Annotated in this window: 19 protein-coding genes; 13 read left to right on the top strand and 6 right to left on the bottom strand. The window is 68.5% G+C overall.

The features are described from left to right. Nucleotides 1-119: 119 nt before the first annotated feature. The 8 genes from FVP33_RS09490 to guaA all read left to right on the top strand — a co-directional run bounded on the left by FVP33_RS09490 (nucleotide 120) and on the right by guaA (nucleotide 8,958). Nucleotides 120-1,082: a hypothetical protein gene (locus FVP33_RS09490; protein ID WP_147783429.1), complete on the top strand. Its 963-nt coding sequence runs from the start codon at nucleotides 120-122 to the stop codon at nucleotides 1,080-1,082. Nucleotides 1,083-1,269: 187 nt separating this feature from the next. Further along, the gene (locus tag FVP33_RS09485; RefSeq protein ID WP_147783428.1) at nucleotides 1,270-2,388 is read left to right on the top strand and encodes a GuaB3 family IMP dehydrogenase-related protein; all 1,119 of its coding nucleotides are present in this window, start codon (nucleotides 1,270-1,272) and stop codon (nucleotides 2,386-2,388) included. A 16-nt stretch (nucleotides 2,389-2,404) separates the two neighbouring features. Further along, entirely contained in the window at nucleotides 2,405-4,135 is a 1,731-nt protein-coding gene (locus FVP33_RS09480) for a glycerol-3-phosphate dehydrogenase/oxidase (RefSeq protein WP_147783427.1), read from the top strand. A 118-nt stretch (nucleotides 4,136-4,253) separates the two neighbouring features. Next, nucleotides 4,254-4,790 (top strand): cation:proton antiporter regulatory subunit, encoded by a 537-nt coding sequence (locus tag FVP33_RS09475; RefSeq protein WP_147783426.1) that lies wholly within the window; start codon nucleotides 4,254-4,256, stop codon nucleotides 4,788-4,790. A 1-nt stretch (nucleotide 4,791) separates the two neighbouring features. Further along, nucleotides 4,792-6,141: a cation:proton antiporter gene (locus FVP33_RS09470; protein WP_147783425.1), complete on the top strand. Its 1,350-nt coding sequence runs from the start codon at nucleotides 4,792-4,794 to the stop codon at nucleotides 6,139-6,141. A gap of 4 nt (nucleotides 6,142-6,145) precedes the next feature. Then, nucleotides 6,146-6,916, top strand: coding sequence for an SURF1 family cytochrome oxidase biogenesis protein (locus FVP33_RS09465; RefSeq protein WP_147783424.1), 771 nt, complete (start codon nucleotides 6,146-6,148; stop codon nucleotides 6,914-6,916). Between the two features lie 4 nt (nucleotides 6,917-6,920). Then, entirely contained in the window at nucleotides 6,921-7,376 is a 456-nt protein-coding gene (locus FVP33_RS09460) for a DUF3817 domain-containing protein (protein WP_147783423.1), read from the top strand. Then, nucleotides 7,369-8,958 carry a glutamine-hydrolyzing GMP synthase gene (gene guaA, locus FVP33_RS09455; RefSeq protein ID WP_147783668.1) on the top strand — a complete coding sequence of 530 codons (1,590 nt, stop codon included), beginning with the start codon at nucleotides 7,369-7,371 and terminating at the stop codon, nucleotides 8,956-8,958. Before FVP33_RS09460 ends, guaA begins: the two co-directional genes overlap by 8 nt. Nucleotides 8,959-9,289: 331 nt before the next feature. Here the strand turns inward: guaA and FVP33_RS09450 are convergent, their stop codons facing one another. Beyond that, nucleotides 9,290-9,862: a TetR/AcrR family transcriptional regulator gene (locus FVP33_RS09450; RefSeq protein WP_147783422.1), complete on the bottom strand. Its 573-nt coding sequence runs from the start codon at nucleotides 9,860-9,862 to the stop codon at nucleotides 9,290-9,292. Nucleotides 9,863-9,977: 115 nt separating this feature from the next. On the opposite strand from FVP33_RS09450, the gene FVP33_RS09445 reads away from it, so the two are divergent. Further along, nucleotides 9,978-11,423: an MFS transporter gene (locus FVP33_RS09445; protein WP_147783421.1), complete on the top strand. Its 1,446-nt coding sequence runs from the start codon at nucleotides 9,978-9,980 to the stop codon at nucleotides 11,421-11,423. A gap of 146 nt (nucleotides 11,424-11,569) precedes the next feature. Here FVP33_RS09445 and FVP33_RS09440 read toward each other — a convergent pair whose 3' ends face one another. The 3 genes from FVP33_RS09440 to FVP33_RS09430 are packed head-to-tail and all read right to left on the bottom strand — an operon-like array spanning nucleotide 11,570 to nucleotide 13,154. Further along, nucleotides 11,570-12,394, bottom strand: coding sequence for a Bax inhibitor-1/YccA family protein (locus FVP33_RS09440; protein ID WP_147783420.1), 825 nt, complete (start codon nucleotides 12,392-12,394; stop codon nucleotides 11,570-11,572). Nucleotides 12,395-12,403: 9 nt separating this feature from the next. Beyond that, entirely contained in the window at nucleotides 12,404-12,925 is a 522-nt protein-coding gene (locus tag FVP33_RS09435; RefSeq protein ID WP_147783419.1) for a hypothetical protein, read from the bottom strand. Next, the gene (locus tag FVP33_RS09430; RefSeq protein WP_147783418.1) at nucleotides 12,918-13,154 is read right to left on the bottom strand and encodes a zinc ribbon domain-containing protein; all 237 of its coding nucleotides are present in this window, start codon (nucleotides 13,152-13,154) and stop codon (nucleotides 12,918-12,920) included. Before FVP33_RS09430 ends, FVP33_RS09435 begins: the two co-directional genes overlap by 8 nt. A 58-nt stretch (nucleotides 13,155-13,212) precedes the next feature. Here FVP33_RS09430 and FVP33_RS09425 point away from each other — a divergent pair, with 58 nt between their 5' ends. Then, complete coding sequence (locus FVP33_RS09425; protein ID WP_246142277.1) at nucleotides 13,213-14,211, top strand: glycerophosphodiester phosphodiesterase family protein; 999 nt, start codon at nucleotides 13,213-13,215, stop codon at nucleotides 14,209-14,211. 49 nt (nucleotides 14,212-14,260) lie between these two features. Further along, a complete protein-coding gene (locus FVP33_RS09420) occupies nucleotides 14,261-16,675 on the top strand; it encodes an ATP-dependent helicase (protein WP_147783416.1) in 2,415 nt (804 codons plus the stop codon). On the opposite strand, the gene FVP33_RS09415 is transcribed toward FVP33_RS09420, so the two are convergent. Next, entirely contained in the window at nucleotides 16,672-17,739 is a 1,068-nt protein-coding gene (locus FVP33_RS09415) for a winged helix DNA-binding domain-containing protein (protein ID WP_147783415.1), read from the bottom strand. The genes FVP33_RS09420 and FVP33_RS09415 overlap by 4 nt on opposite strands. A 259-nt stretch (nucleotides 17,740-17,998) precedes the next feature. Beyond that, nucleotides 17,999-18,742, bottom strand: coding sequence for an oxygenase MpaB family protein (locus FVP33_RS09410; protein ID WP_147783414.1), 744 nt, complete (start codon nucleotides 18,740-18,742; stop codon nucleotides 17,999-18,001). A 241-nt stretch (nucleotides 18,743-18,983) separates the two neighbouring features. On the opposite strand from FVP33_RS09410, the gene sucC reads away from it, so the two are divergent. Beyond that, entirely contained in the window at nucleotides 18,984-20,147 is a 1,164-nt protein-coding gene (sucC, locus tag FVP33_RS09405) for an ADP-forming succinate--CoA ligase subunit beta (protein WP_147783413.1), read from the top strand. Between the two features lie 12 nt (nucleotides 20,148-20,159). Then, entirely contained in the window at nucleotides 20,160-21,062 is a 903-nt protein-coding gene (gene sucD / locus FVP33_RS09400) for a succinate--CoA ligase subunit alpha (RefSeq protein WP_147783412.1), read from the top strand. Nucleotides 21,063-21,122 lie beyond the last annotated feature (60 nt).

Genomic DNA, 21,122 nt, shown 5'->3' with positions numbered 1-21,122 from the left:
GGTTACGACTCCCGCCGCGGCCGAAGATTCCCCTCCGCGGCCGAGGCGTGCGCGCGCGAGTTCTGCACCGCCGCCGGGATCTACGGTTTGGCGACCGGAAGTTCGTGGATGCTCGGCGGATGCACTACTCTCCCCTTGCCCGCGATGGCCTCATCCTCGTCAGCCGCATCACCGAGCACGTCGACGACTCGCGAGCGTTGAGGCGTGATGTCGAGCGGGGACTGCTCGTCGCACTACGGCGCGGCGCCTTCGTCGAACGATCGACCTGGGACGAGTCTGATTCCCGCGATCGTCACCTGTTGCGTGCTCGTGCGGCGATCGCGGCGGCGTCCCGACCGTGTGCGCTGGCCGGACTCTCCGCGGCCGCAGTGTGGGGCATGCCGATCGCCGGCGACTGGCCAGCCGAAGTGACGATGCTCGACGAGTGGCGTGGAGGCGGCAGGTCCGAGCCCGGCGTGAGGAAGACCGCGGCCGGATTCGCCACCGCGCAGATCGAGCTCATCGACGGTATCCGCGTGACTAGCCTGGCTCGCACCGCGCTCGACGTGTCGCGGCTGGCGACCATTTCGGATGCCGTTGGATCGGTCGATTGGGCCCTCTGGCGGAAGAATCCTCGGGCGGTCACCGTGCAGGACCTGATCACCGAGCTGGAGTCCCTTCACCCGAGGACAGGCGGAAGACAACTCCGGCGGGTGATCGGCTTCGCGACGTCGCTCTCCGACTCGTTCGGGGAGTCAACGACCCGCGCGGTCATCCATCAGCTGGGGTTTGCGCCGCCCGAACTGCAGGTCGAATTCCGCGATGCCGAGGGGCTCATCGTCCCGGACTTCTTTTGGCGCGAGACTCGGCAGGTCGCGGAGTTCGACGGCAAGGCGAAGTACACGAGGGCCGAGTTCACGAAGGGCGATCCCGTTGAGGTGCTGTGGAAGGAGAAGAAGCGCGAGGACAGGCTCCGCCGAGTCGGATGCGGTGTAACCCGGATTCTCACCGAGCACGTCGCTCAGCCGCGCAGACTCGAGCGGCTTCTCCTTGACGCCGGAATTCCTCGCGGCGGGGAAACCACCTCGCGGCGGGAGGCGTGACCCCCTCCGCGACGCGGTTTCCCCGCCGCCGCGCCCGTTATCTCCCTCCGCGAGGTGTCGGGACGCGCGGGATGGCCTGCACGAGCACCAGTGCGGGCGCGGGTCTCCCTCCGCGAGCCGTTAGCCCGGCGCACGCCCCCCGACCCCCGCTGGAGCGCGCCCCTGCACCGACCGGTAGGCTGAACGGGTGAGTGACGTAGAGATTGGCCGCGCCAAGCGCGCTCGCCGGGTATATGCCTTTGATGACATTGCCATCATGCCGAGTCGGCGCACGCGTGACCCCCAGGACGTGTCCGTCAACTGGGGCATCGACGCGTACCAGTTCACGATCCCGTTCATCGCGGCGCCCATGGACTCGGTGGTCTCTCCGGCGACCGCGATCCTCATGGGCCAGCTCGGCGGACTCGGCGTTCTCGACCTCGAGGGCCTCTGGACTCGCTACGACGACCCCGAGCCGCTGCTCGCCGAGATCCGTGCGCTTACGGATGGTGCAGCGACCGCCCGCATGCAGGCGATCTACTCCGAGCCGATCAAGCCGGAACTGGTGAAGACCCGCCTCGCTGAGATCCGCGCGGCCGGAGTCACCGTGGCGGCCGCGCTCTCGCCCCAGCGCACCCAGGAACTGTACAAGACCGTGGTGGAGGCGGGCGTCGACCTGTTCGTGATCCGCGGCACGACCGTGAGCGCCGAGCACGTCTCCAAGAACCAGGAGCCGCTCAACCTCAAGAAGTTCATCTACGAGCTCGACGTGCCCGTGATCGTGGGCGGCGCGGCCGGGTACACCCCGGCCCTCCACCTCATGCGCACCGGCGCGGCCGGCGTGCTCGTCGGCTTCGGCGGCGGAGCAGCATCCACGACGCGCGCGAGCCTCGGCATTCACGCGCCGATGGCGACAGCCGTCGCGGATGTCGCCGGCGCCCGTCGCGACTACATGGACGAGTCCGGTGGACGCTACGTGCACGTGATCGCCGACGGCGGGCTGGGCACGAGCGGCGACATCGCCAAGGCATTCTCGGTGGGAGCGGATGCCGTGATGCTCGGCTCGACCCTCGCGCGGGCCACCGAGGCACCGGGCGGCGGCTGGCACTGGGGCCAGGAGGCGCACCACAACGAGCTGCCACGGGGCAACCGCGTGAAGGTCGGCTCGACCGCTCCGCTCGAGGAAATTCTTTACGGGCCATCCTCAGTTGCCGATGGCACAGTGAATCTCGTCGGTGCCCTGCGCCGATCCATGGCGACAACCGGATACTCCGACCTCAAGGAATTCCAGCGGGTCGAAGTGGTGGTCGCGCCGTACCACAAGTAACCCTAGGGAGGCAGTGATGGCCAGGCAAAAGACGGTAACTCGCTCATCGAAACTGGGTCCAGAGGAGCGCGCGGACGCGATAACCGCGCTCAAGGAGAAAGAACTCGACATCCTTGTGGTCGGCGGCGGCATCGTGGGAACCGGCAGCGCGCTCGACGCCGTCACCCGGGGACTGAGCGTGGGAATGGTGGAGGCGAGGGACTGGGCCAGCGGCACCTCGAGCCGGTCGTCCAAGCTCGTGCACGGCGGCATCCGCTATCTGGAGCAGCTCGACTTCCGGCTGGTGCGCGAGGCCCTCATCGAACGCGGCCTCCTGCTGCAGCGCCTCGCCCCGCACCTGGTGAAGCCGGTGCGTTTCCTCTACCCGCTGCGGCAGCGGGTGTTCGAGCGCTTCTATGTCGGCGCCGGCATGTTGCTCTACGACATCTTCAGCTACACGGGCGGTCGCCCGCCCGGTGTTCCGCACCACCGGCACCTCACCAAGTCGCAGGTGATGCGCTCCATCCCGAGCCTCGCCAACGACGCGCTCGTCGGGGGCATCACCTACTACGACGCCCAGGTCGATGACGCGAGGTACACCGCATCGCTTGCGCGCACAGCGTCGTTCTATGGCGCCCATGTGGCCAGCCGGGTGCGCATCGAAGGCTTCATCAAGGTGGGGGAGCGCGTGGTCGGCGCCCGGGCCCACGACCTGGAGACCGGCGAGCGGTTCGACATCCGGGCGAAGCAGGTCGTGAACGCCACCGGCGTGTGGACGGATGACACCCAGTCGATGGTGGGCGAGCGCGGCCAGTTCAAGGTGCGGGCCTCGAAGGGCGTGCACCTGGTCGTTCCGCGGGACCGCTTCCAGTCGACCATGGGCCTGCTGCTGCGCACCGAGAAGAGCGTGCTCTTCGTGATCCCGTGGGGTCGGCACTGGCTGATCGGCACGACGGACACCGACTGGCACCTGGACAAGGCGCACCCGGCGGCGACTGCCGCGGACATCGAGTACATCCTCGAGCACGTCAACTCGGTGCTCGCGGTGAAACTCACCCGCGACGACGTCGAGGGCGTCTACGCCGGCCTCCGCCCGCTGCTCGCCGGCGAGTCGGAGCAGACCTCGAAGCTCTCCCGCGAGCACATCGTGGCGCACAGCGTGCCGGGCCTCGTGGTGGTCGCCGGCGGCAAGTGGACCACCTACCGCATCATGGCCAAGGACGCGATCGATGCCGCCGCCGCGGCGCTCGACGCCAACGTTCCGAAGAGCGTGACGCAGGACATCGCGCTGCTCGGCGCCGAGGGCTACCAGGCGGCCTGGAACAAGCGCGCGAAGATCGCCCGGGCGTTCGGCGTGCACAAGGTGCGCATCGAGCACCTGCTCAACCGCTACGGGGTCATGACCGATGAACTGCTCGACCTGATCCGCGAGGACCCGTCGCTCAACACCCCGCTGCCGGGTGCCGACGACTACATCGAGGCCGAGGTGATCTACGCGGCGACCCACGAGGGTGCCCTTCACCTGGAGGACGTGCTCGCCCGCCGTACCCGCATCTCGATCGAGGCCTGGGATCGCGGAGTGTCTGCGGCCCCGGTGGCCGCCGCGCTCATGGGCGGTGTTCTCGGTTGGGACCAGGAGCGGGTCGACCGTGAGGTGAACAACTACCTCAAGCGAGTCGCGGCGGAGCGTGCCAGCCAGCTCGAACCCGACGACGAGTCTGCGGATCGTGTTCGCCTGGAGGCCCCGGACATCGTCTCGGCCAAGTAGGAATTCGGGCGCCATCCGCACGACGGGTGCGCGCGCGGCGAACGCCGGAGGTCGCTCAGGCGGGCCCGGATAGACTGGTTGCCGCATCAACGAATGCGAAACCTGTGAGGAGTCAGCAATGGTCGACGTTCGACGGGTCAAGCTTCCCGGTGTGGGGGTGTTGCACACCTTCGTCACCGCCGACGGAGGCAAGGCCGGCGTCATCACGCACCGGTCCGGGCACAGCGACCTGATCACCTTCGCCGACGAGGAAGACGGATCCGACGCCAACAAGGTCTCCCTGCGCCTGAGTGAAGACGAGGCGCACACCCTCGCCGAACTGCTCGGGGGCACCCGGATCACCGAGGGGCTCGACAAGCTCGACCAGATTCCGGGACTCTCCATCGACTGGTTCACCGTCGACTACGACGACCACATCGCCGGGCAGCAGCTCGGAAACCTCGCCTCCCACGGTGTCGTCGGCCTCACGGTGGTCGCCGTCGTGCGGGGCGACTCGGCGAACCCGGCCCCGGCGGACGACTTCAAGGTCTTCCCGGGTGACACCCTCGTGGTGGCCGGATCACCGGAAAAGGTCACGAAGGCCTTCAATTTCTATCGCACGGGCGAGCTGTCACTGGGGGCAAAGGCGCCTGTAGACGCTCCGCCCGGAGGCTAGCGTGCATCTGGGTGAAGAGCTCGCGATTCTCGGGGCACTCCTCCTCATCGCCTACGTCTTCGGTCGGCTGGGCAAGCTCATCGGGCTGCCCGCCATCCCCGTCTACATGCTCGTCGGCCTGCTCGCGAGCCCGCACACGGGCTGGTTCCCGCTCAATTTCGACTCCGGTCGCATCGAGCTCATCGCCATCTTCGGTCTCATCCTCCTGCTCTTCAACCTCGGCCTCGAGTTCGACCAGGACGAGTTCTTCAGCAACGCCGGCAGGCTCATCGTCTCGGGTGGTTCGTACATCCTGGTGAACATGGCCGTGGGCCTCGCCTTCGGCTTCTGGGTGGGCTGGGGCACCCGCGAGGCGCTCATCATCGCCGGGATCACCGCAACGTCGTCGAGCGCCATCGTCACGAAGCTCCTCATCGAGCTCAACCGTCTCGCCAACAAGGAGACACCGATGATCCTCGGTGTCACCGTCGTCGAGGACATCTTCATCGCGATCTACCTGGCGATCGTCGGCGTCGTGCTGAGCAACGAGACGGCCATCTGGCCGGTGATCGGAAAGCTCGCGGTCTCGTTCCTCTTCCTCGTCGTGATGTTCACCATCGCCCGCTGGGGCGGCAAGTGGGTGTCGCGGCTGTTTCGCACCAAGGACGACGAGCTGTTCACCATCCTGTTCTTCGGGCTCGCCGTCGCGTTCGGCGGGATCGGCGAACTGCTCGGAGTGACGGATGCGATCGGCGCCTTCCTCATCGGGCTCGTTCTCGGCGCGACGAAGTACCGGTCCAAGATCGAACACCTGTCGTTGCCGATGCGGGATGTCTTCGGGGCATTCTTCTTCCTCAACTTCGGGTTGTCGCTCAACGCCTCCGAATTCTCGACAGTTCTCATGCCGGTGCTCGGCGCGGTGCTCATGACCTTCCTCCTGAACGTCATCGCCGGCCAGTTCGTGGCCTGGCTGAACAAGCTCGGGCCGCAGGCGGGAATCAACGCGACGGTGATCCTGCAGAACCGGGGCGAGTTCGCCCTCATCCTCGCCACCCTCTCGATCAGTGCGGGACTCGACAAGAGGATCGTGCCGTTCGCCGGGCTCTACGTGCTGATCATGTCGATCGCGGGCCCGATCCTGGCGGCCAATTCGCAGAAGATCGGCGCGGTCATCCTGCGCACCAAGAAGAAGCCCAAGCCGCAGGCGCGGCCGATCATGGCCGAGGAGAACATCGCGCTGGTCGAGGCCGCGACCGAGGGGCTCGAATACGGCGAGCCGGAGGCGGCGTCGACGGCGGCCGAACGACTGATCGAGCAGGCGATGCAGCAATCGGATGAGACCTCCGGTCGCACACGAGACCCGGAGTATTGAAGACATGTGGTCGGTAGCCCGTCGCCCGCGCTGGATCGCGGCGCTCGTCTTTGCTCTCGCCCTGGCAGCCGGGTTCGCCGCGCTCGGTCAGTGGCAGTTGGCGCGGAGCGTCGCCACCGGCACGGTCATCCAGCGCGACACCGAGACGATCGTTCCGCTCACCTCGGTGGCGAAACCGCAATCGCCGGTCACCGACCGGGCGACGGCGCAGTTGGTGACCGCGACCGGCGCGTGGATGCCCGGCGACTACGTGATCGTGAGCGACCGCCTCAACAAGGGCGTCGCCGGCTACTGGGTGGTCGGGCACTTCTCGGTCAACCAGGCGCCGGGCACCAACGGCACGGTCGGGCTCGTCGCGGCCGTCGGCTGGTCGGCCAGCCTGAAGGCCGCGCAGGCGGCCCTGTCGGCGATCGATGCCAGCCAGACCTTGGCGACGGTGACCGTCACCGGACGCTACATTCCCAGCGAGAGTCCCCAGGACTCCGACTTCGAGCGCGGCAAGCTCACCACCATCTCACCGGGAGCGATGATCAACCTGTGGAAGCACGCCGATCCGGCCGGCGTCTACGGCGGCTACCTGACCTCGGCCGCCCCCGCCGACGGCCTCACCGCGATCGACTCCCCCGAGCCCTCCTCCGAGGTGGAGGTCAACCTGCTCAACGTGTTCTACGCGGTCGAATGGGTCGTCTTCGCCGGCTTCGCCCTGTTCCTCTGGTACCGCCTCGTGAAGGATGCCTGGGAGCGCGAGCAGGAGGAAGCGAGCGAAGTAAACTAGGGCAATGCCCCTTCGCCCCAAGGCCTCCGACGTTCCCGCCATCCGGGGAGCGCTCAAGTTCTACCGCATCTCCGCCTACGTCACGGGCACCCTGCTTCTGCTGCTGGTGCTCGAGATGCTGTTCAAGTACTCGCCCATTCACCGCGAGATCGAACTCGGCGGCCCGAACGGGGTGATTGCGCTCGTGCCGGACGGCACCGTGCGCGCCGTCAATCTCTCCACCGGCATCCTCATCGCCCACGGTTGGCTCTACGTCGTCTACCTCTTCTGCGACTTCCGGCTCTGGAGCCTCATGCGCTGGCCGTTCGGCCGCTTCATCCAGATCGCCCTGGGCGGCGTCGTGCCGTTTCTCTCCTTCATCGTCGAGCACTTCATCACGCGCCGTGTGCACCACGAACTCGCCGAGCTGGAACAGCCGGCGACCACCACCGTCACCACCCCGGAGGCCACCAATCGTTAAGTCGACGCCGCGCGAGACCGCGCAGCAGCCCGTCCTCGTCGTCGACTTCGGCGCACAATACGCTCAGCTGATCGCGCGTCGCGTGCGCGAGGCGAACGTCTACTCCGAGATCGTGCCGCACACGATCACCGCGGCCGAGGTCGCCGCCCTCAACCCCGCGGGAATCGTGCTCAGCGGTGGGCCGTCGAGCGTCTACGAGGCCGGCTCGCCCACCCTCGACCCGGGCATCCTGAAGCTCGGCGTGCCCGTCCTCGGCATCTGCTACGGATTCCAGGTGATGGCCCAGCAGCTCGGCGGCGAGGTCGCCAACACGGGCCTGCGCGAGTACGGTTCCACCGCCGTCACGCTCGCGGACGGCGACAGCACGCTGCTCGCAGGCCAGCCGCACGACCAGACCACGTGGATGAGCCACGGCGACTCCGTCTCCAAGGCGCCGGAAGGCTTCACCGTGCTGGCCTCGAGCGCCTCCACCCCGGTCGCCGCCTTCGCGAGCGACGAACGCCGGCTCTACGGCGTGCAGTGGCACCCCGAGGTGAAGCATTCCGAGTTCGGCCAGCGGGTGCTCGAGAACTTCCTGCACAACGCGGCCGGCATCCCGGCCGACTGGAACAGCGGCAGCGTCATCGCCGAACAGGTGGAGCGCATCCGCGCCCAGGTCGGCTCGTCCCGCGTCATCTGCGGGCTCTCCGGCGGGGTCGACTCGGCCGTCGCCGCGGCGATCGTGCATAAGGCGGTGGGCGACCAACTCGTCTGCATCTTCGTGGACCATGGCCTCCTGCGCCAGGATGAGCGCCGCCAGGTGGAGGAGGACTACGTGGCCTCCACGGGCGTGCGGCTTGTCACCGTCGACGCCGTCGACCAGTTCCTCGATGCCCTTGCCGGCGTGACCGACCCGGAGACCAAGCGCAAGATCATCGGGCGTGAGTTCATCCGCTCGTTCGAGGCGGCCGCCGAGGCGCTCGTCCTCGAGGCGCAGGGCGACGGCGCCTCCATCGACTTCCTCGTGCAGGGCACCCTGTATCCGGATGTCGTGGAGTCCGGCGGAGGCACGGGAACCGCCAACATCAAGAGCCACCACAACGTGGGCGGCCTGCCGGAAGACCTGCAGTTCAAGCTCGTGGAGCCGCTGCGCGCCCTCTTCAAGGACGAGGTGCGTGCAATCGGACGCGAGCTCGGGCTTCCCGAGGTGATCGTGGGTCGCCAGCCGTTCCCCGGTCCCGGACTCGGCATCCGCATCGTCGGCGAGGTGACCCGCGACCGGCTCGAGCTGCTGCGCAAGGCGGACGCGATCGTGCGGGCCGAACTCACCGCCGCCGGCCTCGATCAGGAGATCTGGCAGTGCCCGGTGGTGCTTCTCGCCGACGTGCGCTCCGTCGGCGTGCAGGGTGACGGACGCACCTACGGGCACCCGATCGTGCTGCGCCCCGTGTCATCCGAGGATGCGATGACCGCCGACTGGACCCGGCTGCCCTACGACGTGCTCGCCCGCATCTCCAATCGCATCACCAACGAGGTGGCCGGCGTCAACCGGGTCGTGCTCGACGTGACGTCGAAGCCGCCGGGGACGATCGAGTGGGAGTAGTTCTGGGCGCTGCCGCCGCTCACTTCGGCTCGGCGAGCGCCGGCGGCTGCGGGTCGTAGGCGGCCGCGTCGCGGCGGGAGTTGTGCCGTCGCAGCGGGAGTTGTGCGTGGGCGGCGGAGGCTCTGAGGCTCTGACTCGCCAGGGCGGCTGACGGCTGACGCCTCGCGGCTCGCGATCCGACGTCGCGGCGGGAGAAATCACCGCCCGCGGCGGGGAAATTGCATGGCGGCGGGAGTCGTAACTCCCGCCGCGACGCGGTTTCCCCGCCGCGAGGCTGTGTCTGCGAGCCGCGAGGCGGTTTCTGCGGAGTCCTGACGCGCGGCTGCAGAAGCTACGGCCGCGGGGGGCGGATGCCGTCCAGGGCCAGTCCGAGCACTCGCTCGCGCTGTTCGTCGTTCGCGTAGGAGACGGAGAGCAGGCCGGAGATCAGGAAGAGCACGTCGGAGATCTCGACATCCGCTCGCGCGTCTCCGGAGGCCTGAGCCCGCGCGAGAAGGGGCTTCCCCGCCTCGAACATGGCGTACTTCGCATTTCGGAACATGTCCGAATCCCGGTTGAGCCCATCCAGCAGCGCTCGTTTGGTCGTGGCATAGTCGACGAACCGCCGAAGCCACGCGATGAGTGCCTCCCAGGGGGGAAGTTCGCCGAACTGCCCGGCCGCCCGGCAGAGGGCATCCACCTCGTCGAAGTAGACGGCCTCGATCAGGCTGGCGCGGGTGGGGAAGTTGCGGTACAGGGTGGCGATGCCGACGCCGGCACGGCGTGCGATGTCCTCGAGCGAGGCATCCGGCCCGTTCGTGGCGAACGCGTCCCGCGCGGCCGCCAGCACCGCCTCGAAGTTGCGCCGCGCGTCGGCCCTCAGCGGTCGCGCGACTGCCGCGGACACGAGGGGGGCGTCGGTCATCGTCATCCTTGGGTTGCTAAACGGAGGGGTGCCTCCATATAATGGGAGGTACCCCTCCACTTTAGCACTTGCCATCGGGCCAGTCACGAGCGCGAGCCGCTCTCGAAAGGAAACCATGTCCACCCGCACCTCACCCGGGGCCACCTTCACGGTGCTCGCCCTGGCTGCCGCGTCCTTCACCCTCCTGCAGTCCCTCATCAACCCCGTGCTGCCCACCATCCAGCGCGACCTCGCAACCACCCAGTCGACCGTCACCTGGGTGCTCACCGGCTGGCTGCTCTCCGCCGCCATCGCCACCCCGCTGCTCGGACGAATCGGCGACATGGCCGGCAAGCGCCGCACCCTGCTGATCGCCCTCGCCGCGATCGCGGTGGGCAACCTCGTCGCGGCGCTCGCGCCCGCCATCGGGGTGCTCATCGCCGCCCGGGTTCTGCAGGGGCTCGGCGGCGCGGTCTTCCCGCTCGCCTTCGGCATCATCCGGGACGAGTTCCCCCGTGCCCGTGTCGCCTCCGCGGTCGGCGCCCTCTCCGCGATCATCGCCGTCGGGGGAGGGCTGGGCGTCGTGCTCGCCGGACCCATCGTAGGCGCGCTGGGCTGGCGCTGGCTGTTCTGGATTCCGATGATCGTCACCACCCTCGTCGGCGTGCTCGCCTTCCGCCTCGTGCCGGAGTCGCCGGCCCGTGCCGGTGGTCGCATCAACTGGGCCGGCGCCGCCCTTCTCGCCGGCTGGCTCGTCGCCCTGCTGCTGCCGCTCAGCGAGGCGCACGTGTGGGGCTGGGGCTCGCCGCTGGTGATCGGCCTGTTCGCCGTCGCGGCCATCCTGCTCGCGGCCTGGATCGTTGTCGAGTACCGCTCCGGCAACCCCGTGATCGACATGCGGATGATGCGGCTGCCCGCCGTCTGGACGGTCAACCTCGTCGCCCTCCTCTTCGGAGCCAGCATGTTCTCGGTGTATGCCTTCCTGCCCCAATTCACCCAGACTCCCGCGAGCACCGGCTACGGTTTCGGCGCGAGCGTGACCCTGAGCGGCCTGCTGCTGCTGCCGATGCTGGTCACCATGGCGATCGCCGGTTTCGTGAGCGGCCCGATGGCACCGGTGCTGAGCTTCCGGGCGCAGCTGGCGATGGGCTCCGCGGTGATCGCGGTCTCGTCCGTGGCGATCGTGTTCGCGCACTCGGCGCCGTGGCAGATCGCCGTCGAGTCCGGGCTCTTCGGACTCGGGCTGGGGATCGCGTATTCCGCGATGTCCAGCCTCGTCGTGCAGGCGGTCCCCGCTCACCAGACCGGGGCGGCCAGCGGAATGAACGTGAACGTGCGCACCATCGGCGGCGCGATCGGCACCGCGGTCTTCTCGACGATCGTGACCGGCAACCTGGACTCGACCGGTCTCCCGCTCGAGGCTGGCTACACGGACGGCTTCATCGTGCTCGCGGCCTTCGCGGTCGCGGCGGCCCTCGTCGCCCTGCTGGTGCCGGCGGCGGCCCGCGCCGCCGTGGCGACGACGCGGGAGGCCGGAACCGAGCCAGACCTGGAGCTGCGGATGTCGGCCGAGGTCGCCTGATCCGGTTCCGCTGTCGTCGGCCGCTCGATGGGTCAGACCCCTGGACAGGAGAGCGCCGCGGCGCAAGCCTTCGCGAGCCCGGCGACGCGGATGCCCGGGCAGCGAAAAGGGGCCGTCCAGAAGGACGGCCCCTCTTTCGACGTTGGCTAGCGGCGCATGATGGCGAGCAGGCGCAGGATCTCGAGGTAGAGCCAGACCACGGTGACCATGATGCCGAAGGCGCCGGTCCAGCCGTAGATTCGCGGGGCGCCGCGCTGCACGCCCTTCTGGATGCTGTCGAAGTCGAGCACGAGCGAGTATGCCGCCATGATGATGACGAGCACACCGAGGATCACGCCGAGCGGGATGCCGAACACATGCACGCTGCCGCGCAGGCCGAAGGCATCCGAGTTCACGCCGGTCGCGATCAGGATCACATTGACGACGGAGAAGACCAGGTAGCCGACCATGGCGATGAGGAAGATCTTGGTGGCCCGCTTGGAGGCGCGGATCTTGCCGCTCGCGAAGAGCGCGAGCGTCACCCCCACGACGACGAAGGTGCCGATGACCGCCTGAAGGGCGATTCCCGGGAACTGCGACTCGAAGAAGCTCGTGATGCCGCCGACGAAGATGCCCTCGACCGCCGCGTAGCTCAGCACGAGCGCGGGGGACGGCTTCTTCTTGAAGATGTTGACGAGGGCGAGCACGAAGCCCACGATCGCGGCCGGGATGGCCAGCACGGGGAAGATCCAGCCGACGGCCGCGCCGACGAGCAGGATGGCGAAGCTCACGACGACCTTCACCATCGTGTCTTCGTAGGTCATCCGGTCGGTCTCGACCGGGGTGGCGGAAGGCCGGCTGTACAGCTCGGTGAGCTGCTCGGCCGTCATCCCCTCGGCGCTCGGCGCGGGGGTGATCGGAAACTTCCCCGCCGTGTTCGGGCGATCGGAGAACGCTGGGGAGTTGTTGAATGCCGGATTCGATGAGGCCATGCCTCAAGATTAGCGGACCTTTACTCTGCTCTGGCTGGAGATTGGCCTCGATTTGGCTATCGACCGGCCGAGCCAGGCGGAGGCCACGAGCACGACCGTGGAGACCGCGACGACGATGGCACCGTGACCGTACTGCGGGTAGAGCTGGCTGAGCACCAGCCCGCCCAGCACGGGCAACACGGTGACGAGGTAGGCGATCGCCGGGCGCTGGCGAAGGTAGAGCCAGCCGGCGAGCGGGATCACGAGCAGGATGCTGCCCGCAGACCCGAAGAGGAGGGAGCCGACGGCGAGGGCGCTCGGCAGCGTCATCGCGACCCGGCGCGGACCGCGGGCGGGCAGGACGATCCACCCGGCGATGTGGGCGGCCAGACCGCCGACCAGGAGGTAGCCGGCGTAGACGGAGGCTGCCTGCACGAGGAGTCCGCCGACGAGGAGGAGAGCGACGGCGGCGGCGTAGCGCCCGCGGTAGCCGCCCCAGCGCAACGGCAGCGCCCTTGCGGGCTCCCGCCAGGCGACGGCTCCCTCAGCCACGGGGGGTGAACACGACGATGGCGACCCAGACGATGAGGGCGACCCCCACCACGGCCATCACCGCGCCGAACGCGAGCATCGGATCCGGGCGCTTGCGCCGAGCCGGCCCGGGCTCCGGACGGATGGCGCCGGGGATGTCGTGCTCGGGCTGCACCACGCGCATCCCGCACTTGATGCAGTACTTCCATGCGGGTCGCAGCGCCTCCCCGCAGTTCGCGCATTTCCCCATGTCGTTGAGATTACCCCCAGTTCAACTGCTGTCTTTGTGCGTCCCGTACCGTGGCAGCGTGAACTCTCTCCCCCTCGTAATCGCCCACCGGGGCGCCAGCGGTTATCGGCCGGAACACACTCGCGCGGCGTACGAGCTCGCGATCGAGCAGGGCGCCGATGCGCTCGAACCCGACCTGGTCGCGTCGAGGGACGGCGTGCTGGTGATCAGGCACGAGAACGAGATCTCCGGAACCACGGATGTGGCGAGCCGGCCCGAGTTCGCCGACCGGCGGACCACGCGCACGATCGACGGCTCCAGTCTCACCGGCTGGTTCACCGAGGACTTCACCTGGGCCGAGCTGGCGACGCTGAAGGCGCGCGAGCGGCTGCCGAAGGTGCGTCCGCACAACGACGAGGCGGCGGGGGAGCAGGGCATCCTGAGACTCTCCGACCTGCTCGAACTGGTCGACGGCGCGCCCCGCCGGGTCGGTCTCGTCGTGGAGGTGAAGCACGCCGCCTACTTCGCGTCGATCGGCCTACCGCTCGACGTGCTGCTGGCGAGCGAGCTGAGCGCCGCCGGCTGGACGGATGACGACCGCCTCACCGTGGAGAGCTTCGAGAAGAGCGCACTGCTGGCGGTTCGGGCACGCGGGGTCACCGCGACGCTCGTCTACCTGATCGACGCGAAGGGCGCCCCGGCCGACGAGGTGGCCGCGAAAGGCAGGAAGGCCTCGCCGTACTCCGCCTATCTCACTCGCGGCGGGCTCGCCGACCTCGCCGCGGAGGTCGACGGCATCAGCGTGCACAAGCGGCTGATCCTGCCGAAGGGGGCACCGACATCCGCCGAGGGTGTGACCGACCTCGTGGCCCGCGCCCACGACGCCGGCCTCACGGTGTTCTGCTGGACGCTGCGCGCGGAGAACAAGTTTCTGGCGAAGCCGCTGCGCCTGGGCGATGCCGCCGACGAGTTCGGCGACTGGCGGCGCGAGTTCGGGGTGATCTACAACACGGGAGTGGACGGGGTGTTCGCCGACCAGCCGGACCTCGCGATCGAGGTGCGTGCCGCGCTCGGGTAGCCGCGACGTCGAGGTGGCTGTCGGGGGCGCCGCCTAGAATTGGTGCGACATGACCTTCATTCTGGATCCGGCTGAGCCCACCGAGTCTCCGCTTCTCGCGGGGCTCAACCCGCAGCAGCGCGAGGCTGTCGAATACCGCGGGCAGGCGCTGCTCATCGTGGCCGGGGCGGGCTCGGGCAAGACGAGCGTGCTCACTCGCCGAGTCGCGAGCCTGATCGAGACGCGGGACGCCTGGCCGTCGCAGATCCTGGCCATCACCTTCACCAACAAGGCGGCCGCGGAGATGCGGGAACGCGTCGAGGCGCTGCTCGGGCAGGCCGCGCAGGGCATGTGGATCTCCACCTTCCATTCCGCGTGCGTGCGCATCCTGCGCCGCGAGGCCGAGCACTTCGGCTTCGGCAAGAACTTCACCATCTACGACTCCGCCGACTCGCGGGCCCTCATCAAGCGGATCATCAAGGACCTGGACGCCGACACCTTCGGCTTCACGGTGAGCGGAGTGGCCGGCAAGATCTCCAAGCTCAAGAACGAGTTGAGCGACGTGGAGTCCTACGCCAGGGGCGCCAACTTCAACGACCCGCAGGAGCGGGTGTTCCTCGACATCTTCCGCGAGTACACGCGCAGCCTCTCCAGCGCCAACGCGTTCGACTTCGACGACCTCATCGGTCAGACGGTCTACCTCTTCCGGGCCTTCCCGCAGGTCGCCGCCCTCTACCAGCGACGCTTCAGGCACATCCTCGTCGACGAGTACCAGGACACCAACCACGCGCAGTACTCGCTCATCCGGGAGCTCACCCAGCCCCCGCGCACCGACCTGCTCGGCGGCGCGACCGGCTTCGACGGGTCCCTGCTCAGCAACCCGACGAAGCACCTCGAGCCGGCATCCCTCACCGTGGTCGGCGACTCCGACCAGTCCATCTACGCGTTCCGGGGGGCGGACATCCGCAACATCGTGGAGTTCGAGCGCGACTTCCCCAACTCCAAGGTCGTGCTGCTCGAACAGAACTACCGGTCCACGCAGAACATCCTGAGCGCGGCGAACGCGGTGATCTCCAACAACTTCGACCGCAAGGACAAGAAGCTGTTCACGACCATCGGCGAGGGCGACAAGATCGTCGGGTTCACCGGGTACAGCCAGCACGACGAGGCGCAGTTCATCGCGGACGAGATCACCGAGCTGCACGCCCAGGGCCTCGAGTACCGCGACATGGCCGTGTTCTACCGCACCAACGCGCAGACCCGAGCGCTGGAGGAGATCTTCATCCGTTCGGCGCTGCCCTACCGCGTGCTCGGCGGCACCAAGTTCTACGAGCGGGCCGAGATCAAGGACGCCTTCGGCTACCTCATCGCGGTGGCCAACCCGGCGGATCCCATGGCCCTGCGCCGGATTCTCAACACCCCCAAGCGCGGCATCGGCGGGGTGACCGAGGCGGCGCTGCAGAGCTACGCGGACCATCACGGCGTGACCCTCCGGGAGGCCCTGCGGCACGCGGACGAGATGGGCTTCGGTCCGAAGATCACCGGCGCGATCCTTCGGCTGGGGGCGACCCTCGACGAGGTCGCGCTCACCGCAGACACGGCCCCCGTCGCGGACATCCTCACGGCGCTGCTCACGAAGACCGGGTTCGTGGAGGCGCTGCGGGCCTCCCGCGACCCGCAGGACGAGGCGCGCGCCGAGAACGTGGAAGAGCTCGTGGCGGTGACCAAGGAGTTCAACAAGAACAACCCGGAGGGCACCCTCCTCGACTTCCTCACCGAGACCTCGCTCGTGGCCGCGGCGGATGACCTGGACGACTCGAGCGGAACCGTCTCGCTCATGACGCTGCACACCGCGAAGGGGCTCGAGTACGAGGCCGTGTTCCTCACCGGCATCGAGGAGGACCTGCTGCCGCACCGGATGTCCGCGAACGAACCCGGCGGACCGGCCGAGGAGCGCCGGCTGTTCTACGTCGGCATCACGCGAGCACGCCGCAAGCTCTACCTCTCGCTCGCGATGACGCGCGCGCAGTTCGGCGACGTCTCGGTCGCGATGCCCTCGCGCTACCTGCAGGAGATCCCGCCGGAGCTCATCGAGTGGCGCCAGTCGCCCGGCATGGCGAACTCGCGCGGGGGAACCCAAGCGCGCGCACTCAACGCGCGCCGCGGCGGATTCGGCGTCGAATCGTCGGGGCCGTCGCTCGGCGCCGGCTACGCGGGCTCGGTCGGGCCCGGCGCCACCGCCCTGGCGCGAGCGGCCCGCGCCGCCCAGCCCAAGACCGAGTGGGCCAACAAGGTCACGAACACGGTGCGCGACAACGGCGACCTCAGCCTCGCCGCCGGCGACCGCATCCGGCACGTGGACTTCGGCGACGGACGGGTGACCGCCGTGACCGGTGTCGGCCCGAAGAGCGTCGCCGAGGTTCAGTTCGAGTCGGCGGGCCGCAAGCGGCTGCTCATCAAGATCAGCCCGATCGAGAAGCTCTAGCCCGCGAAGAACGATGTGTAGCGCTTCGTCGCGCGCTCCAGGGCGGCGGTGTTCGCCGCGGAGAGTTCGGCGAACGGCTCCGGCGTCACCGTGATGGACGCACCGCGGAACGCGCGCTTCCAGGTTCCGACCACCCGACCGTTGACGACGATCGTCGGGAGGAAGACTCCGTTGTTGCCCGGCACGATCTTTTGGCTGTGTTCTACCGCGAGGGGAAGGTCGCGCGCCTGGTAGCCGAGCAGGTATTCGTCGAAGCCCGGCAACATCGTGAGGGCGGGCCAGCCCGATGGGTCCGGAGCGCCCGCGAGCCTCCAATAGGCGGTGCCCTCGTGGCTGAGCTGCTCGAGCGCATCGCCCGCGAGCGCGATACCCAGGGTCAGATCGGCGACGGTGCCCTTCGCCCACCAGGCCAGGTCTTTCAACGTCGCGGGCCCGTGCCCGGCGAAGTAGCGAACGACCAGCTCGCGCAGGGCCTCGTCGCGGCCGAGCACACGGGATGAACCCACCCACTCGTCGACGAGCACGAGCCCCTGCTGGGTGCCGAGGGGCGGCCCCCAGCACACGACTCCGGTCTGGGCGAGAACCCAGATGATGTGCACGCCGCGCTGGCCGGTGGTGCGGATGCCGTGACTCTCGAGCAGGGCGAAGTAGTCATCCCGTCCGAGCATCCGGCCTCCCTCCAGCGCCGCCACGGTGAGATCGCGCGCCTCGGACAGGGCGGCGTCGTCGAGCTCGAGCGTGCGGTGTCGGGCCGCCGCCGCGCTCAGCGCGCGGTGGGCGGAGATTCCGAGCATCCAGCCGAGATCTTCGGCCGGCACGAACATCAGGGTTCCGCGGAATGGCCAGGATCGGACGACATCCCCGGACCGCAGCGAGCCGAGCACCGAGGACCGCGTCGAGCCGGGCGACCGCACCCCGATGGCCCAGAGCGCCTGGGCGAAGTCCTGGGCCTGGGTGGCGAGCATGTGCGTCACGACCGCGGCGGGGGCGAGCGACGAGCCGCCGATCAGCTGACTCGTGAGCCGCATGCGCAGAAGGTCGTTCGCACTCACCGGTGTGGCCATACGCGCAAGTATGCCGAAGACCCCCGTCGCCGGGCGTACTGAGCTATGCTCGAGTAAACGAGGGGATGCAATGGGACGCCCTCCCGCTCCCTCCCTTCCTCCCCCTCTCCTTCCGAAATCCATGCTTTCTTGGCAACACGCCGCGCGGCGGCGCACCTGAGCGGCGCGTCGGCACGAATTGCATGGATTTCGGAAGGAGTAACTGTGGCGGAAGGGGAAACCGCGGAAGGGGAGACTGGAGGGCGCACGGGAGGCGGGGTCAGCCGAGCACGCGGAGATAGTGGTTCTTCGGCCAGTGCCGGAGGCCGCGGGGGAGCCGCGGGTAGACGAACGCCGTCACCCGCAAAAAACGGTCGAAGCGCCGGGCGCGCCGGGCACTCCACGGCAGCCCGTAGGCGGCGCGGAGCTCCGCCGGCAGCAGGCCGGCCGTCACCAGCCCGGCCGCGGGCATCACCGCGCGAAGCCAGAGTGGACCGGTCTTCGGATGCAGCAGCTGGCGGCAGACGCCCCGGGCCGCGTCGTCGACGCGGAGCTCGGTGAGACGGTGCTCCCAGTAGCTCCGGAAGGCCGCTCGGTCGGGCGGCCACAGTTCGGGCGGCATGCCCAGGGCGGTACCGACCACCGCGTATTCGCGGTAGACCTCGTCGGCATCCGCGTCGGTCAGGGGCCCGAAGATGCGTGAGTGCAGCACCGTCGCGGTGTCGTAGAGCGTGGCGGCCACCCAGAGCTGCAGGCGGGTGTCCGCGGCGTCGTAGCCGGCGGAACGCACCGGCTCGTGGGCCCGGTGCACCATCGCCGTGACCTTCGCGATCTGCGCCGGCGTTCCGAACACGAGCGCATAGACGTAGGTGAGCGTGTTGCGCAGTCGTCGAAGCGGGTCGGTCGCGAAGCTGCTGTGTTCGGCCACCGCGTGCCCGATCGCGGGGTCGGCGAGCTGCAGCAGGATGGCCCTGCCGCCGCCGGCAAGCAGCACGCCTTCGCCGCCGAGATCGATGAGTGGCATGGAACCATTGTGGGGCGCGGCGCCGTGAGTGACGTAAGAACGGGAGAAGTTTCACGCCCCCGGCCGGCCTCACGGTGAGCCGACAGGTGAGCCAAGAGTAGAGTTCTTGGTGGCCCAAGTGTCTTGACGTCGAACTATCTCGGCGTCGAGACAGTGCCCAGAGCGACGTCGCATGCGAACACCGGTGCGGCAACAGCTCAGTGGCCCATCAGACAAACGACCTGCGGATTGGACAAGCAGCGTGGATCTTTTCGAGTATCAGGCAAGAGACCTTTTTGAGGCGTACGGAGTGCCTGTTCTAGCCGGCATCATCGCCGACACCCCGGACGAGGTCCGAGCGGCGGCAGAGAAGCTCGGCGGCACCGTCGTGGTGAAGGCGCAGGTGAAGGCAGGCGGGCGCGGCAAGGCGGGCGGCGTGAAGGTGGCGCACAATCCGGATGACGCTGCAAAGGCCTCCGAGACCATCTTCGGACTCGACATCAAGGGCCACATCGTCAAGCGCGTGATGGTGGCCGCCGGCGCTCGCATCAAGGAGGAGTACTACTTCTCGGTGCTGCTCGACCGGGCGAACCGCTCGTACCTCTCCCTCTCGAGCTTCGAGGGCGGCATGGAGATCGAGGAGCTGGCCGTGGAGCGCCCGGAGGCCCTCGCCCGCATCGAGGTGGACCCGCTCGCCGGCATCGACCTCGCGAAGGCCACCGAGATCGCGATCGCCGCGAAGTTCCCGGCCGAGATCGTGGACAAGGTCGCCCCCGTCTTCGTGAAGCTCTACGAGGTCTACAAGGGCGAGGATGCCACCCTCGTCGAGGTCAACCCGCTCGTGCTCACCGAGGACGGCGACATCGTGGCCCTCGACGGCAAGGTCTCGCTCGACGAGAACGCCGACTTCCGCCACCCGAACCACGAGGCGCTCGTCGACTCCGGCGCCGAAGACCCGCTCGAGGCGAAGGCCAAGCGGCTCGGCCTCAACTACGTCAAGCTCGACGGCGAGGTCGGCGTGATCGGCAACGGAGCCGGGCTGGTCATGTCCACACTCGACGTGGTGAGCTACGCGGGTGAGAAGTGGGGCGGCGCAAAGCCGGCCAACTTCCTCGACATCGGTGGCGGGGCATCCGCCGAGGTGATGGCGAACGGCCTCGACGTGATCCTCGGCGACGCGCAGGTCAAGAGTGTATTCGTGAACGTCTTCGGCGGAATCACCTCCTGCGACGCGGTGGCGAACGGCATCGTAGGCGCGCTCAAGACCCTCGGGTCGACGGCGAGCAAGCCGCTCGTGGTGCGCCTCGACGGCAACAAGGTGCAGGAGGGTCGCCAGATCCTGGCGGACTACAACCACCCACTCGTCTCGCTCGCAGACACCATGGACGAAGGCGCCGACAAGGCCGCCGAGTTGGCTTCGAAGTAAGGGCGCGGAACAATGTCTATCTTTCTGAACAAGGATTCCAAGGTCATCGTGCAGGGCATCACCGGGGGTGAGGGCACCAAGCACACCGCCCTCATGCTCAAGGCCGGCACGCAGGTCGTCGGAGGCGTCAACGCCCGCAAGGCCGGCACCACCGTCACCCACGCCGGCAGCGACGGAGGGTCTGTCGAGCTGCCCGTCTTCGGGACCGTCGCCGAGGCGATCGAGAAGACCGGCGCCGACGTGTCGATCGTCTTCGTGCCGCCGGCGTTCGCGAAGGATGCCGTGCTCGAGGCCATCGAGGCCGAGATCCCGCTGGTCGTCGTGATCACCGAGGGCATCCCCATTCAGGACTCGGCCGAGTTCTGGGCCACGGCCAAGGCCAAGGGCGGCACCACCCGCATCATCGGGCCGAACTGCCCGGGCATCATCACCCCCGGTGAGTCCCTCGTCGGCATCACGCCGGCCACGATCACGGGCAAGGGGCCGATCGGCCTCGTGTCGAAGTCGGGCACCCTCACCTACCAGATGATGTACGAGCTGCGCGATCTGGGCTTCTCGACCGCGATCGGTATCGGCGGCGACCCCATCATCGGCACCACCCACATCGACGCCCTCGCGGCGTTCGAGGCGGACCCCGAGACCAAGGCGATCGTGATGATCGGCGAGATCGGCGGGGACGCCGAGGAGCGTGCAGCCGACTACATCAAGGCACACGTCACCAAGCCCGTCGTGGGCTATGTCGCCGGATTCACCGCACCGGAAGGCAAGACGATGGGCCATGCCGGCGCGATCGTGTCATCCGGTGCCGGCACCGCACAGGGCAAGAAGGAGGCCCTCGAGGCCGCCGGGGTCAAGGTCGGCAAGACGCCGAGCGAGACCGCCACCCTCATGCGCGAGGTGCTCGCGAACCTGTAGTTCAGCCGCAGCCCGCTTAAGGCAACCGTGCCCCCGTCGTGTGACGGGGGCACGGTTGTG

Source organism: Lacisediminihabitans profunda, from assembly GCF_008040105.1.
Taxonomy (GTDB): domain Bacteria; phylum Actinomycetota; class Actinomycetes; order Actinomycetales; family Microbacteriaceae; genus Lacisediminihabitans; species Lacisediminihabitans profunda.
This window is presented reverse-complemented; position numbering and strand designations above follow the sequence as displayed.